The following is a 15,723-nucleotide window of genomic DNA, read 5'->3' on the forward strand; positions in this document are numbered from 1 at the left end:
TGGTCCGCGCAAGCGGGCGCCACGGCGTTGTGTGCTGGGCGTCGGCACCGGCGATGTCTTCGTTCCCCGTGCCGTGTCGACAAGCGTGTTCACCGTCAACTTCCCTTCTCCGCCCGCGAGCCCGTGCGTCCACCGAGCCTGCGGGAGACCCACAGCTGGACGCAGGCGAGGACGATCAGGCACACCCCAAAGATGACCGACATGGCGGCCGCGCGACCGTACTCGCTGTACTGGAAGGCTTGTTGGTAGATGTCGAGAGTGGGGACCTCGGTATGACCGGCGGGGCCCCCGTTGGTCAGCACCTGGACGGTGCCGAAGATCTGCAGGCCGCTCAGCAGGGTCAGCACGCTGACGATGCCGGTGACGTGGGACATCGAGGGCCAGGTGACATAGCGGAACTGGGCCCAGCCGCGGGCCCCGTCCAGCGACGCGGCCTCGTACAGTTCCTGGGGCACGTCCTGCCGGCCGGCGAGGAAGAGGATGAAGGCGAAGCCCCAGTGGTACCAGACGAACACGACGGCGACCGCGATCAGGGCCGTCTTGGGGTCACCCAGCCAGTTGTGCTGGAGACCGGCGAGTCCTGCCGCCTTCAGAGCCTGATTGACGACCCCTATCTTCGGGTCGAGGAACCACGCGAACATCACGCCCACCACCACCGTGGAGAACACCCCGGGCAGGTAGTAGACGGTGCGGAAGAACGCCGCCCCGCGGCGGGCGCGGTGCACGGCCAGCGCCATGACCATCGACACCGCGTTGGCGACGACCAGACCGACGACGCCGAAGACGACGGCGTTCTTCATCGAGCCCCAGAACTCGGTGTCGTGCAGGACGAAGCGGTAGTTGGCGAGCCCGACGTAGGGCGCGTCCAGACTCACCCCGTCCCAGGACTGGAAGCTCAGCAGGATGCCCTGAACGAAAGGGACGACCGTGAACATGGCGATCATGGCCAGCGCCGGCGCCAGGAAGACACCGGCGGCCAGCATCCTGGTGCGGCGCCTCACTAGGCGCTCCGCTGCGCCGCGTCGAGATCACCGAGGACCTGGTCGACCGTGCGCTCCTTGAGCACGATGGCCTGAGCGCCCTTCTGCAGGGCGGTGATGACCTGCACTTTCATCTGGTTCTGGACGAGTTGGACGTCGGAGATCTTCGCGGCGATACCCGCCAGCTGCTGCGGAATGTTCTTCTCGGACACCGTGCGCGCGGAGGGGATGAGGGGAACCTTTTCGGCGAAGACCTGCTGCTGGGCCGGCTCGGTCAGCCACTGGACGAACTTGAGGGCCTTGGCCGCGTTCTTGCTCCTGGGGTTGATCGCGGCTCCCTTGGCCGTACCGCCCACCAGGCGCGGCGTCTGCGTGCCGTCGTCGGCCTTGGGGACCGCGAGAGAGCGGAAGTCCGTGAAGTCCGGGGCGGTCGCGCGGGCCACACCGACGGCGGAGGTGCCGTCGAAGATGGCCGCGACGCCCTGGGTGTTGAAGAATGCCTTCTCCACGTTCGGGTTGTCGCTGTTGCCCGAGGGAATCGAGCCCGTGGAGATGACACCGGCGTCCCGCAGGTCGACCAGGATCTGCAGGCTCTTGCGCCAGCCGTCGCTCTTCCAGCTGGACTTGCCGAGGAAGGTGGCGTTCAGCTCCTCGTCGGTGAAGTAGTTGGAGGCGTAGGACTGGACCAGCTGGTTGGAGTTGCTGGCCGCGAACCAGAAGGGGTCCTTCCCGGACCTCTTGATCTTCACCAGTTGGTCGATGAACTCGCTCATGGTGGCGGCCGGCTTGTCCGGGTCGAGGCCGGCGGCCTTGAACATCGCGGCGTTGATGAAGATCCCCAGGGCCGGGGCCTCCCAGTGGGCGCTGTAGATGCCTGGCTTCACGCCCTGTGAATTGTCCGCTGCGAACGTCGACGCCTTGATCGTGGCGGGCCGGAAGGTGTCTCCCCAGCTGCCCTTCATCCGGTCGCTCAAGTCCATGGCCCAACCGGCCTTGTAGTAGGGCGCCATGGAGAAGGAGTCCATCGCCGAGTAGATGTCCGGCATGTCGCGGGACTGGGAGCTTGACTGGAGCTTGGTCAGGAAGTCGGCCGGTCCGACGTTGTCGACCTTGATCTTCACGCCGGTCTGCTGCGTGTACTTCTGCGCCAGCTGCCCGAGCGCTGCTGCCTGTCCGCGGGACTGGTTCATGAACACGATCTCGGAGCTGCTTCCCGTACTGCCACCGCCCGACCCGCAGGCGGCCAGCGTGGTGGCGGCCAGCCCGCCGCCAACGGCGCCGAGGAAACCGCGCCGGGACAGGAATGTGGCGGTGGTCGGCGAAACAGCCTCCGCGGTGTGGTCTCGCCTCATCGCGAGTCCTCCTCCATGGGTCGGTGACGATGGTGTCGAGGCGCCGGACGATCGAGGCCGGCGGGATCTGCAGGTCCTTGAGCAGGGTGACCTGACCAGAAGGCGGGCTGCTGCTGCAGAGAAAGACCGGGGCGGGTGCCAGGTGCTCACCGTGCTGCCCAAGTTCGAATGGGGTCGCGTCAGCCGGAAGTGCTCCGAAAATTCGCGGCCAAGCAGCTCGAAATTGCTTTCCGTGAATCCTGCTGAACGTGAACGCTAAGCATGTCGATGACCTTCGTCAACCCCTTGTATCGACCTTGTTTCGGCCGGGTTTGCCCACCTGAAGGGCCCGAAATCTCTACGAAAAATATTTCGGTGCTAGTGTGTTCAGGGCAAGGAACGCCCAGACCGGCACCGTCGCCAAAGGGGACCCATGGCATCCGCTTCCAACCGTGTGACACTGGCGCAGATCGCCGAGTACGCCGGCGTCTCGGTCGCCACTGTCTCCAAGGTCGTCAACGGGCGCCCTGATGTCGCCCAGCAGACCCGTGACGCGGTGCTGGAGCTGATGCGTCAGCACAACTACGGTGGGAACCGGGACGACCTGCGCTCGCACCCCACCGTCGAGCTGTTCTTCGGCTTCGAGGAGTTGAGCATCTACTGCACCGCCATGGTCCAAGCCGTGGTGGATGCCGGGGTCCGGGAGGGCATCGGCGTGGTGGTCAGCAGACGGAGCGATCGTGATCCGGCTGCCGACCCCGCCGGGTGGGCGCACAATCTGGCCGCCGCCGGCCGACGCGCGGTCATCGCCGTCACCGCCAACACCTTGTCCCCTCCGATGGTCGAAGCCCTGAGCCGGGTTCGCCTGCCGCTCGTGCTGCTCGACCCGGAGGTGCCCGACCCTTCGATCGTCAGCGTCGGTTCGACCTACTTCGCCGGCGGCCGTGCCGCCACCACGCATCTGCTCTCCCTCGGCCACCGCCGCATCGCCTACCTCGGCGGCAAGGAGGACGCCAGCTCCAACCAGGCCCGACTGCACGGATTCCGCAGCGCCATGGAGGCGGCCGGCGTGCCCGTACTGGGCGAACTGATCCGGCATGCCGGCAGTTTTCACACTGCGGAGGGCGTCGAGCACGGCAAGCGACTGCTGGCCGCCGACCCCGCGCCCACCGCGGTGTTCGCCGCCTGCGACGAGCTGGCCGCCGGAGTCATCGAGGCCGCCCGGCTGCGGGGCCTGCGCGTCCCGGAGGACCTCAGCGTCGTCGGCTTCGACGACACGCCGCTGGCCCGGGTCACCTCGCCGCCGCTGAGCACCGTTCACCAACCCATCAACGAGATGGGTGGCGTCGCCCTGCGGACCGCTCTTCGTCTGGCTTCCGCGGAGGAGATCGATTCCCACCACGTCGAGCTGGCCACGAGTCTGGTGCTCCGGGACTCGACCGCACCGGTCCCCGCCGATACCGACCTTGATGGCGCCGGGCAGACCGAAACCGGTGTCACCTTCTGAACCCACACGTCATGCACGCCTGAACATCCGGGACGCGGCGGAAGGCGCTCCCTGCAGCCGCACGCCCTCGCGGACCGAGAGCGCCCCGCGCGCTCGTCCGGCACCGGTACTGAAACAACCAACTGACCCACACGGAAGGGGAGGCGAGGGCGTCGATGGCCATGCTCGCTCCGTACGACCTCACGATCGACTTCGGTGGCGACCAGTTCCCGGTCTCCGGAAGCCGCCCGCGACTGTCGTGGAAGCCTTCGGGGGACATGCCCGCGAGTGCCGGCCACGAACTGGAGATCCACGTCGACGGGCGCTCGCCGCAGACGGAGCGCGTCAGCGACCACCTGTTCGTCGACTGGCCGGCCCGCCCGCTGTGCAGTGGCGAGCGCGTGCGATGGCGCGTCCGAACGCACGCCGACCTGGAGCTATCGCAGTGGAGCGCCTGGCACGGCTTCGAGGCCGGGGTCCTCGACGAGGACTGGACGGCACACTGGATCACGCCCGCGGACGATCCGGAGGACGCGCGCCGCGCGCCCGGGACCCGCCCGACACACGTGCTGCGCTCCACCTTCACCACCGCCGAGGTGGTCCGCGCCCGCCTGTACTCCACGGCTCTGGGCGTGTACGAGGCGTTCGTCAACGGCGACCGCGCGGGCACCGTCGAGCTCGCGCCCGGCTCGACCTCGTACGACCGCACTCTCTACGCCCAGGCCGCCGACGTCACCACGTCCGTCCGCCCCGGTGTCAACACCGTCGAGATCGTGCTGTCCGACGGCTGGTACCGCGGCCAGGTCGGCGCCTTCCGTAAACCGGCAGGCTGGGGGGAACTCCTCGCCGCCCGGCTGGAGTTGCATCTGGAGTACGCCGACGGGACGCGCAGGGTCGTACGCACCGACGAGCACTGGACCTCCGCCCGGGGCCCTGTCACCCGCGCCGACCTGAGGGACGGCCAGATCACCGACTTCCTCGTCCCCCGAGGCCCTGAGCGGCCCGTCCTCGTCGACGCCGTCACGGCGCCCCCGGTCGACTGGTCCCCGGCCCCGCCCGTGCGCCGCGTCGAGGACCGCCCCGTCGTCTCGCTCACCCGGCTGCCGGACGGCGCCTGGATCGCCGACTTCGGCCAGAACGCCTCCGGCTGGCTCGTCCTCACCGACCTCGGCCCGGCCGGCACCCGGACTCTGATCGACCATGGCGAGCACCTCGACCCCGCCACCGGGGACCTGACCACCTCCCACCTGGACATCCAGCGCCCCGGCGATCCGGTGACCGTCTTCGTCCAGCACGACGAGGTCGTCTCCTCCGGGGCACCCGACGAGACCTTCGAGCCCCGCCACACCGTGCACGGATTCCGGTACGCCCGGCTGGAGCGCGGCGACGTCCCGCTGGACGCCTCCAGCCTCACCATGCGGGTGGTCCACACCGAACTGCGGCCCGCGGGCACCTTCACCTGCGGCAACGAGGACCTCAACCGTCTGCACGAGGTCGTCCGCTGGAGCTTCCGCGGCAACGCCGTTGACGTGCCCACCGACTGCCCCACCCGCGAGTGCATCGGCTGGACCGGCGACTACCAGATCTTCGCGCCCAGCGCCGCACGCCTCTACGACGTGTCCGGCTTCAGCCGCAAGTGGCTCCGCTCGGTCCGCGATGACCAACTTGACGACGGTCGCATCGCCAACTTCTCCCCCGACGGACGACGCGCCAAACTCCGCACCGACCGGCGGCTGGACATGATGACGGGCTCCGCCGGCTGGGGCGACGCCATCGTGCTTGTGCCCTGGGTGCTGTACGAGACCTACGGCGACAGCCGGGCGCTCGCCGAGAACTGGGACGCGATGGTCCGCTGGGTCGAATGGGCACTGACCACCGCGCGCACCGCCCGCCACCCCTCCCGAGTGGCCCGCTCGGCCCAGCCCCTGCCACACGAGGAGTTCGTCTGGGACGGCTCCTTCCACTGGGGCGAGTGGGGCGAGCCGAAACTCCGCGCAGAGGACGGCTCGCTGATCGAGCCGGTGGAGGACGGCCCGGACGGCTGGATGAGCACCGACAAGGGTGAGGTGGGCACGGCCTTCCTGTACCGCTCCACCTCCATCCTCGCCGAGGTAGCCACCCTCCTGGGCCGTGGCGCCGAGGCCGCCCGCTACACGGAGCTGGCGCAACAGATCAAGGACGCCTGGCGCACGGAGTTCCTCGACGACACGGGCCGGACCACCACAGACACCCAGGCCGGCTACGTTCGCGCCCTCACCTTCGGACTGGTGCCCGAGAAGCTGCGTGACGCGGCCGTCGAGCGTCTGGTGGTCCTCATCCGCGCCGCCGGGACGCATTTGGGCACCGGCTTCCTTTCCACCGCCGACCTGCTGCCCCTTCTCGCCGACACCGGCCACGCCGGCCTCGCCTACGAGGTACTGCTCCAGCGCACTGCGCCGTCCTGGCTGGCCATGCTCGACCGCGGCGCCACCACGATGTGGGAGGACTGGGAGGGCATCGACGAGAACGGCGACGCGCACGACTCGCTCAACCACTACAGCAAGGGCGCCGTTGTCAACTTCCTGCACACTCACACCCTCGGACTGCGGCAAGCCGAGGACTCGGTGGCCTGGGAACGGTTCGTCGTCGCCCCTGTACGCCATACGTCGGTCGACTGGGCGCGGGGCACTTTCGACAGCCCACGGGGCATTATCGCGGTCGAGTGGCGCACCGAGGGCGACGAACTGCACATCACCGTCGACGTCCCCCCCAACTCCACTGCCACCGTGGTCTTCTCTGAGGGGCAAGAACTGAGGGTGGGCCCGGGCCGGTTCACGGCGTGGCGGAGCGTGGGCGCGCGGTGAAGGCGCGGGTACCACGCTCCGTGAGGGGCGTGGGGACCTTGTAGGGTCGGAAAGCCATCGCCGCAGTTCAAGCGGCGTGCCGGTACTCGTTGATGGCGCCGCCGAGGATGCGGGGGCGCAGGAGTCTGTGGCTGGCGAGGTCGCGGACAATGGCGGGCTGCCTGGGGACCTTGCCGTGGCCGGCCACTCGACCAGGAGCTGAACCTGGGGCAGGACATCGTCCCAGCCCGCATCGGTGTCGGCTTCGGCCTGCCGGACCAGGCGGCGGATCGCGACTCCGGCCGGGCGTACCTGTATCAGTGCGAAGCGTGAGCGCATTGCACCGCGTGACCCCTGCCGCCAGAACTGATCATGAAGTGCAACGACCCCGCCGTCTACCCCCGGTACGTACATCACCTGCGTCCACGATCCGGCAAGAGCCCTGCGCGAACGAGCCCGGGAAGAAGCCTTCGCCGGGCTCGGCGATCACTCCCAGTGCCAGCCCCTGGACTGCCGCAATGTCGCCCTGCCCGCTCAGAACATCGGGACCTGGAACCGAGAGATCGACCCTATCGACCAACGCCTTACGCAGGCCCGCCGCTGATGCGCCACCGACTCCTCCAGCGCAAGGAACAGATCGAAGCAACAAGGAACTCACCGCCCTCTTCGCGCTTGCCGCCGCACGCATCCAGCAAGTCACCGTGGATAACCAGCGCCTCACGCAGGAACTCGAGTCCGCCGCCGAAGTCACCCACATCGCACCGTCAGCCCGACGACGGACTTGAGAGGCCCACCGCAGTTCACCCTGCCCCGACCGCTCCGGGAGCGCTCGCCCTCTGGCTCCGCAGTTGACGCCGAGCGGATGGCGAAGAGTCCTCGGCCGGGATGGCGTCGCGTGAGGTCGGGAGCGGTCATCGGCGAGGGCCTGCCGGAAGGGTGAGTAGGGCGATGACGATCTTTCCGTTCTCGGTCTCCTCGGCCGACCGGGCACTGGCGAGGCGGTCCACGATGAACAGGCTGTGACCGCTTGCAGCCACCGTCCCTTCGTCAACAGATGAGTACGAAGGCTGGACAGGGACGGCAGTGATGTCGGCCCTGCGGTCGACGACGAACAACGCCGCACCGAACTCGTAGACCTCTAAGGACCGCACCGCTGCTGTGCTGGATGGCGTTGGTGATGAGCTCGCTGGCCACCAGCATGGCGTCGAGAGCTGATCCTCTGCCTTGCCGTCGAGGACGTCGGCCACGACGGTACGGGCGGCATGCTGCGGAGCATCGAATCCGTCGAGCACCACATCACGGTGGATCAGCATGTCTCCGAGGCTCCGCTCATGCACCAGTTCAGCAGTTGTGGGGGGGGCATGCTCGTCTCCTCGCATCGGGAGGGGAGCTACGCGGTGACTGCGTCCGTGGCCGCGGTGTCGTCGTCGAAGGTCATCTCCGGTGCGGGCCGGCGAAAGCCCTTGGTCAGGACGGCCAGGTAGACGACGCCGATCGCCAGCCATACGCCCCCGATCTGGAGTGCGATGTGACCGAGCTTCGTGAGCAGGTAGAGGGAAACGCCGGCGCCGACGGCCGGCATCACCAGGTACGAGAAGAGGTTGGGGGTGTGGCCGTGTCTGCGCTCTCGGACCAGGTGGGCGATCACGCAGACGTTCACCAGGGTGAAGCCGAGGAAGGCGCCGAAGTTGATGAATGAGGTGGCTGTGGTCAGGTCGAGTTTCATGGCGATGACACCGGCGGCTGCGGTCAGCAGCAGGTTGAAGACGGGCGTGCCGGTCTTCCCCGACAGGTTGCCGAAGACCGCCTTGGGCAGTGCGCCGTCGCGTCCCATGACGTACATGAGTCGGGCGGCGGAGGCTTGCAGGGCGATGCAAGAGGCGATGGATCCGGCGATGGTGACGAAGTTGATGGTCTCGGCGTACGTTTTGCCGCCGACCTGGACCTTCAGGTGGTAGGCGGCCGCGTCGACGTCGGCGAACTTCGCGCCGGGGTGGACCAGTTGCATCACGAAGGACAGCACGATGAAGATCGCTCCGGCGGCGATGACGCAGCCGATGATGCCGCGGCCGATCGTCCTCGCCCCGCCCCTGGCCTCCTCGCCCAGGGTGGAGACGGCGTCGAAGCCGAGGAAGGAATACGCGGCGATGGCGGCGGCCGCGGTGACCGTACTGATCGTGGTGCCGGAGTTCCACAGGGCGTTGGTGGCGGGCGCGGAGGAGCCGTGTTTGCCGAGGAAGACGACGCACAGGGTGGCGAAGAGGACCAGCGATCCCAGGGCGATGAACATCAGGACTTTGTTGACGCGGTCCGCGAGCTTCATGCCGAAGACGTTGATGGCGGTGGTGACGCCCACCGAGACGATCAGCCAGACCCACTTGGGTACCGCGGGGAACTGGGCGTGGAAGTAGATCGCCGTGATCAGCCAGCCGACCATCGGGATGAAGAAGTAGTCGAGCAGCATCGCCCAGCCGGACAGGAATCCGATGCGGCTGTCGAGCATCTTGCGGGCATAGGTGTAGACCGACCCCGCACCGGGCACGGCGCGCGCCATCTTCGCGTAACTCAGCCCAGTGAGCAGCATCGCGACGGTGGCGACGGCGAACGCGGTCGGGGCCGCTCCGCCGCTGGTGGCGGCGACCACGCCGAACATCGTGACGACGATGCCGGGGGAGATGTAGGCCAGGCCGAACAGGACGACGGAGAGGAGGCTCAGGTCGCCCTTCAGTCTCATGGTGCTCTCTGTGGTCTCGCCGTTCATCGTGGTGGCTCCTCGGTGGTGTGGGCGGGGTTCCAGGTGGCGGGGTCGATGCGGCCCCGGTACAGCGGGAGTTCGAGGGCCGGGTCGCCGGGGCGGAACTGGTCCCAGATCCGGTTGAGACCGGCGGTGCCGTAGCGGCGGACGTTGCTGACCTCGTCGAGGTCGATCACGTCGGTGAGAGTGGAGTCCCCGGCATCGACGGTTTCGGCGCGCGCCGTGCCCTGTGGATCGATGACGAGGCTGCGGCCGATCCCGGATGGGGCGGCGGAGTTGACGCTGGCGACGAAGACCTGATTGGTGATGGCGTTGGCGCGGTTGAGGACGACTTCCTGCGCGCGGTCGCTCGTCGGCGTGCGGACCACGTTGACGATCAGCTCCGCGCCCATCCAGGCCAGATGGCGGGAGGTCTCCGGGAACCAGGTGTCGTAGCAGATGGACAGTCCGATGCGGCCGACCCCGGCGAGGTCGACGACCTCGAACCGGTTGCCGGGTGTGGTCGTCTCGTACGGCCGCCACGGGAAGACCTTGCGGTACGCGGCGAGGCGCTCACCCCGTGGGGAATAGACCGGTGTCGTGTTGTGGACGTGATCGCCGGTGCCTCGCTCGTAGACGCTGCCAGGTACCAGCCAGATGCCCAGATCCCCCGCGAGCTCGGCGAAGGCCGCATCGCGTTTGCCGTCGAGCGGCTCGGCGGCGTTCTCCGGGGTGGCCGGGATGCCGGGGGCGCTCTCGCCGAGGTGCAGTTCGGGGTAGACGACCAGGGCGCCGGGTGCGTGCGGTTTCACGCGCCGCTCCACGTCGGCGGCAAAGCCTGCGAGGTCGTCGGCCGGACGGCCGGGCGCCTGGGCGAGGATCAAGGGCAGGGGGCGGGCCATGCGGGGACACCAGCCAATCGAAGGAACTGTTCGAGGAGAAGTCGACGGAGATTCGTGCGCCGATAAGCAGAAATTCCGGTGGGACAAGAATGCGGCTGGTCATCCATAGCCTCAAATACTTGTGAGGGGTGGTTACCATGCCTTCGAGGCATGAAGGTGTCATGCCTCCTTCGTCTCCCGAGGGGTCACCGCCATGGAGCTCCGAGTGCTGCGCTACTTCCTCGCCATCGTGGAGACCGGTTCGGTCACCAAGGCTGCCGAGGTGGTCCACGTCGCCCAGCCCTCTCTGTCGCGCCAACTGCGCGGTCTGGAGGGTGACTTGGGGATGGCGCTCTTCGATCGCGGTGGCAAGCAGATGGTCCTGACGGCGGCCGGCCGGCGCTTCCTTCCCCTGGCACGTGATCTGGTCGCCCGCGCGGACGCCGCCGAGTCCGCAGTCGGTGCGCTGGCTGCCGGTCGTGCCATGCGGATCACCGTGGCGGCGCCGCCCACGACCATCACCGACGTGATCGCGCCGTTCCTGGCCACCTGGGGGCCGGAGGATCCGCTCGTCACAGTGCAGGCGGAGAGTCCGGCACGTGCGTACCAGGCCCTTGCGAGGGGCGCCGATGTAGCCATCTCCTCGGCACCTCCGAGGAGCCGTTTCGCCGGGCTCCCGGTGGCCCGCCTGCCGTTGTGGGCCTACGTCCGTGCCGACCACGCCTGGGCGCACCGGGACCGCGTCACCATCAGGGAACTTGCCGCGGAGCCCCTCATCGTCCTCACCCCGGCGCACGGCACCCGCCGCATCCTGGACCACGCCGTGCAGGATGCGGACGCCTCGTACGACATCGCACTCGAATGCGACACCCCGCACGTCGTACAGGCCATGGCGGCTTCGGGCCATGGTGTCGCGGTGGTCTCCGACGATCCCCGCTTCGACCTGCACCCGCTGCTGATCCTCGACAGCACGGGCGAACCGCTGCAGATCCGCCTGCACGCGGCGTGGGACGCCGGCCACTATGCGCTGCGCAGCATCGAGGCATTCGCGGCCGGGTTGTCCCGCTTTTGTGTTGAGCGGTACGGGCCACAAGTCGCCGCCCGCCTGTGAACTGCAGCGACGACTACAGACCACGGCCCTCACCACGACGTGACGCGTGACCGCACGCTGACCCGACGGCCGACAGGTCAGGGAGAGCTGGAGGTATGCCCGGCAGGCAGCCTGACCAGATCGGGCAGGCATTGGACGGCGGCCCCGGCGCGCCCCACCATGCGGCGATATCCCGCATCAGCTGCCAGCCCGAGAGGACCTCGGACCATGCCGAGCCCGTTCCATGCCCGACGGCTACGCCGTGCCGCCGCCACTGCCGCCGTGCTCGCGGGGCTGTTCGCCGTCCCGCTGCCGACTATGGCGGCGCCCGCCGCAACCGCACCCGTACCCGTACCGGGTGATCCGCTCACCGGAAGCGGTGCGGTGAACCGGACCGAGCTCACCGCCGGTCAACTCGCCGGGGGTACCGCCGACGACACCGTGCCCGACAGTGCCTTCGCCCTGCCGGCGCAAGCAGCGCCACCCACCCACAGCTTCGAAGGCACCCTCACCCTCGACGGCCTCTCCACCGCCGGCGGATTCCGCGCATTGAAGGACCCGAACAGATACGGAGACGCAGCAGCCACCCGGCACCTACCGCCCGTCGACATCGCGCTCGTGCAGAACGGCAGCCATCTCGTCCCTGCGAAGCGCGGGCTGCAGTACACGGGGAACAAGGCGTGGAACCTGGCGGTGGGACCCGGCCGCGTGTGGAACGAGGACGGCGACGGTCAACGCACCCGTGCCTCCCTGCCGTTCGCGCTCGTCGAGCGCAACGCCAACTGCGTGCACAACGGCGCTCTGACGTTCCTCTTCGACGACACATCGGTCTCCGAGGTCCGCTACCAGATCACCACGGAGACCTGCGAGTACTTCCAGTTCGACATGTGGGGCCAGGTACCGGCCGACTACCGGCCCGGCCCCGTCGACGGCGCCGAGAACCTGCGCGCCGCGTACGCCTCCGAGGTCGGGGACCGGCTCCCGACCAAGCCCATCTCGGCGCTGGCCACCGACTACCCGGACAGTGGGGTGGACGTGGCGAAGTTCGGTTCCGGCATCACGCCGTCCGCGCTGAGCACCTTCGGCTTCTACTTCGGCGGAGTCCACTACGTGGGCAACTGTCGGACCCGGCAAGGGGATTACCCGTTCTGCGGCCAGATGCTGCTGCCTTCGTACTCGACCGCGAAGTCGGCGTTCGCGGGAACCGCCATGCTGCGTCTGGCGCAGCGATACGGCCCGGCCGTGGCCCAGGAGAAGCTCTCCGACCGAATCCCCGAGACCGTCGGCAAGACTGCCTGGAGCGGTGTCACCCTCGACCGCACCCTCGACATGGCCACCGGGAATTACACCTCGCCCGGCTACGAGACCGACGAGTCGGGCCGCACCATGGCGGACTTCTTCGCGGCCGAGCCCTACGCCGACAAGATGCGACTCGCCCTGTCCTTCCCGCGTAAGGCCAGGCCCGGCAGCAAGTGGGTCTACCACACCTCGGACACCTTCCTCGCCGCCCGCGCGATGAACAACTACCTGCGGGACAAGGCCGGTTCGGACGCCGACATCTTCACCATGCTCCGCGACGACGTGCTCAAGCCCATCGGCGTAGGCCCCGACTCCCTCGTCTCCTCCCGCACGGACAACAGCCCCGGCGGGGTGCCCCTCGGCGGCTACGGCCTGTTCTGGACGCAGGACTCCGTCGCCAAGTTCGCGAAATTCCTCAACAACGACCACGGCACCGCCAACGGCAAGCAGCTGCTCGACCCGACACTGCTCGCGGCCACCATGCAACGCACACCGCACGACCGGGGCATGACCACCACCGGCACCAATCCCATGAAGTACCAGAACGGCTTCTGGGGCCGCGAGTTCACGTCCGCCGACAACCCCGCCTACACCAGCCCCTTCTACGTACCATTCATGTCGGGATACGGCGGCATCACCGTCGCGATGATGCCGAACGGCGCCACCTACTACTACTTCAGTGACAACAACGAGTTCAGTTGGAACGCCGCCGTCGCCGAAGCCGACAAGCTAGCGCCCATGCCCGGCGCGGCAGTTACTGCGAGGTAGACCCCATCAAAGGCACCCTTGTCGGCCTGGGATGCGCTTCGCCTGACTATGACCGTTGCCGGGGTGTCCCACCCGAACCCTTCCAGGTTCGATAGGAGACTCCGGCCAGCCGACAGCCGCTGAGGGGTGGACAGTTCAGCCCCTCCTTCGTGTGGTCACGCTCCTGCCCGTCGGGTACTACAACCGACGGGCAGGAGCGTGCCTGGGTGCGTCACCGGGGCGGGATCGCGCTCAGGTAATGACGCACCCAGGCTCTACTGACAGCTCCCACGCCAGGGGCCCATCAGAATCTGCGACCGCTGCTGGCGAAGGCCTATTCAGCCGCGCCTTCCGGTCGACCCATGAGGCGGAAGCCTCGCCGCTGGCGAAGCCGTGACTAGCGCTAATTGCCATGCAAGCATCCTCATGTACGGCCTTCGCTCTCAACCCTGTCGGGCATCTCTTGAGTGAATGGCCAGCCTCCCTGAGACATCCAACTCAGAGATCATCAGTCGGGAGCGCAGGAGGGCCGACTACCTGGTCCGGCTTGGGTGGGAGTGCTGAGAACTCGGGCTGTTCCGTCCTGGACTGGATGGGCTGCCAGGTCTCGGATTCCCAAGTCAACGAGTTGTTCGGCAAGTGCGTCGTCGAGCGGGCTGACGCTGAACAGGAGATGGAAGTAGACCGGTGCGTAGAACAACTGGGCTGCCGCGCTCGGGTCCAGGTCCGGGCGGAAGACGCCTTCGTCGATACCCTGACGCATCAGTTTCTCGACGGCCGCGGCGCGCTCCTGCCAGAAGCGCTCGCGGAAGTTGGCCATCGTCTCGGGGTCGTACTGCCCCTCGGCGATGATCTGGGCGACCAGCTTGCCCTGCGGGCCGGCGTAGCGGGAGATCAGCGACTTGAGGTGGGCCAGGAGGGCATCGCGCACCGGTACCCCTTCGGGGATGCGGGTGTGCGCCAGGTGGTTCTCCATGAAGGCGTCGATGACGACGGCGGCCTTGCTGGGCCACCACCGGTAGATCGTCGCCTTGCTGACCTTGGCCCGCTTGGCGATCGCCTCCATGGTCAGCTTCTGCACCGTGGTGGCGCGCCGGCCGTCGCGGACAAGGAGATCCATGGTCGCGTCGAGGATCGCGCGACGGCTCGATTCGCTTCGTACAGCCACAGTAGAAATTCACCTCAGGCGCGACCGCAATCCCTATGCCAGCGCGACTGGCATGCTCATACAAAGGATACGACACGTATCGGATCGTTGGCGCCCATCGGGTGGTTGCTCCCGGGGGTGTCCGTGCCGACCGTCGTGGTTCGAGCGATCCATGTAGGCGTGACCCTTCGTGCTCCTGAGCATTTCGCGCTCCATTGTTTTTCAATCCGAACGGTTCGTATCGCCGTGGGGAGGGTCCTGCGGCTGGTGTCACTCCGTCGGAGTGTGGCGGCATGAGTGATGAGTCATAAGTCCAGTTCGTGGGGTTTTTTGTGGATGGTGCGACTGGATCTTCGTTGCGCGAGGGGGGCCGGGTGAAGCGCATGAGATGCGAAACGTATCGTTTCGTATGTAGTGTTGCGTTGCCTTTCACAGGAAGGAGGGCGCCCGATGACGGTGTGCCTTCGGCAGGCGGTGTTCGTTCCGCCTTCTGTCTGTGTCGTAGCTGACGAGCTGGGGATCTACGCCGATATGGGTGTGGACGTCGAGACGGTGCTCGTCGAGTCGTCGACGGATCAGAGAGACCGGTTGCTGAGCGGGAACGTCGACGTCGGCGTTACAGCCATGGACAACCTCTTGGTCTGGAACGCCGACGGCGGGGATCTTCGGATCGTGGCCCAGGTGGAGTCGACAACACCTCTTGAGCTGGTTGCCCGGCCCTCGGTGACCGGGGTGCAGGGGCTGCGGGGTGCGGTGCTGGGCGTCGATGCCGTGAACAACGGGTTCGCTGTGGTGTTGCGTCATCTGCTCGCTCGGCGTCGTCTGTCGGCCGCCGACTACACGTTGCTGCCGGTGGGTGGGGTGCGTGAGCGGTGGGAGGCGCTGCGTGTGGGGTCGATCGATGCGACATTGCTCGGGCCGCCCCTGGATGAGCAGGCGACGGTGGAGGGCTTCGTGTCGCTGGCCTCTGTGGAGGCGGAGGTGCCGGACTTTCCCGGGCAGGGTGTCATAGCCGGCCCAGGGGTGTGGAAGGCGCACGGCGACGGGCTTCTGCGGTATTTGGCGGCGTTGGAAGCCGCACGGCAGTGGCTCTGCGATGCGTCGCACGAGCAAGTGATGGACCTGATGGGATGGTGTCCCGCCGAGTGGTGTAGTCACTGGTCGAGCTGATTCGGTTTCTGCTGTGGTGGAAGCTGGGGATCGTCC

11 protein-coding genes are annotated in these 15,723 nt (G+C 67.6%); 5 read left to right on the top strand and 6 right to left on the bottom strand.

All coding sequences use genetic code 11. The features are described from left to right. Positions 1-95 precede the first annotated feature (95 nt). Together AC31A1_RS08395 and AC31A1_RS08400 are read right to left on the bottom strand one after the other, a co-directional pair. The gene (locus tag AC31A1_RS08395; protein WP_489652626.1) at positions 96-1,001 is read right to left on the bottom strand and encodes a carbohydrate ABC transporter permease; all 906 of its coding nucleotides are present in this window, start codon (positions 999-1,001) and stop codon (positions 96-98) included. Then, positions 1,001-2,332 carry an ABC transporter substrate-binding protein gene (locus AC31A1_RS08400; RefSeq protein WP_489652627.1) on the bottom strand — a complete coding sequence of 444 codons (1,332 nt, stop codon included), beginning with the start codon at positions 2,330-2,332 and terminating at the stop codon, positions 1,001-1,003. Before AC31A1_RS08400 ends, AC31A1_RS08395 begins: the two co-directional genes overlap by 1 nt. Positions 2,333-2,744: 412 nt before the next feature. Between AC31A1_RS08400 and AC31A1_RS08405 the strand changes: the two genes are divergently transcribed. After that, entirely contained in the window at positions 2,745-3,818 is a 1,074-nt protein-coding gene (locus AC31A1_RS08405; protein ID WP_489652628.1) for a LacI family DNA-binding transcriptional regulator, read from the top strand. Positions 3,819-3,973: 155 nt separating this feature from the next. Continuing rightward, positions 3,974-6,640: a family 78 glycoside hydrolase catalytic domain gene (locus tag AC31A1_RS08410; RefSeq protein ID WP_489652629.1), complete on the top strand. Its 2,667-nt coding sequence runs from the start codon at positions 3,974-3,976 to the stop codon at positions 6,638-6,640. A gap of 890 nt (positions 6,641-7,530) precedes the next feature. On the opposite strand, the gene AC31A1_RS08415 is transcribed toward AC31A1_RS08410, so the two are convergent. From AC31A1_RS08415 to AC31A1_RS08425, 3 genes are all read right to left on the bottom strand, one after another. Continuing rightward, a complete protein-coding gene (locus tag AC31A1_RS08415; RefSeq protein WP_489652630.1) occupies positions 7,531-7,932 on the bottom strand; it encodes an ATP-binding protein in 402 nt (133 codons plus the stop codon). A gap of 77 nt (positions 7,933-8,009) precedes the next feature. Further along, positions 8,010-9,380 carry an APC family permease gene (locus AC31A1_RS08420; RefSeq protein ID WP_489652631.1) on the bottom strand — a complete coding sequence of 457 codons (1,371 nt, stop codon included), beginning with the start codon at positions 9,378-9,380 and terminating at the stop codon, positions 8,010-8,012. Further along, the gene (locus tag AC31A1_RS08425; RefSeq protein ID WP_489652632.1) at positions 9,377-10,255 is read right to left on the bottom strand and encodes a carbon-nitrogen hydrolase family protein; all 879 of its coding nucleotides are present in this window, start codon (positions 10,253-10,255) and stop codon (positions 9,377-9,379) included. Before AC31A1_RS08425 ends, AC31A1_RS08420 begins: the two co-directional genes overlap by 4 nt. A gap of 193 nt (positions 10,256-10,448) precedes the next feature. Between AC31A1_RS08425 and AC31A1_RS08430 the strand changes: the two genes are divergently transcribed. Both AC31A1_RS08430 and AC31A1_RS08435 read left to right on the top strand, forming a co-directional pair. Next, on the top strand, positions 10,449-11,345 hold the full coding sequence (locus AC31A1_RS08430) for a LysR family transcriptional regulator (RefSeq protein ID WP_489652633.1): 897 nt from the start codon (positions 10,449-10,451) through the stop codon (positions 11,343-11,345). A 207-nt stretch (positions 11,346-11,552) separates the two neighbouring features. Further along, positions 11,553-13,391 carry a serine hydrolase domain-containing protein gene (locus AC31A1_RS08435; RefSeq protein WP_489652634.1) on the top strand — a complete coding sequence of 613 codons (1,839 nt, stop codon included), beginning with the start codon at positions 11,553-11,555 and terminating at the stop codon, positions 13,389-13,391. A gap of 487 nt (positions 13,392-13,878) precedes the next feature. Here the strand turns inward: AC31A1_RS08435 and AC31A1_RS08440 are convergent, their stop codons facing one another. Further along, positions 13,879-14,538 carry a TetR/AcrR family transcriptional regulator gene (locus AC31A1_RS08440; protein ID WP_489652635.1) on the bottom strand — a complete coding sequence of 220 codons (660 nt, stop codon included), beginning with the start codon at positions 14,536-14,538 and terminating at the stop codon, positions 13,879-13,881. A gap of 429 nt (positions 14,539-14,967) precedes the next feature. On the opposite strand from AC31A1_RS08440, the gene AC31A1_RS08445 reads away from it, so the two are divergent. Continuing rightward, positions 14,968-15,687 carry an ABC transporter substrate-binding protein gene (locus AC31A1_RS08445; RefSeq protein ID WP_489652636.1) on the top strand — a complete coding sequence of 240 codons (720 nt, stop codon included), beginning with the start codon at positions 14,968-14,970 and terminating at the stop codon, positions 15,685-15,687. Positions 15,688-15,723: the final 36 nt, after the last annotated feature.

Source organism: Streptomyces sp. P5F9, assembly GCF_057961495.1.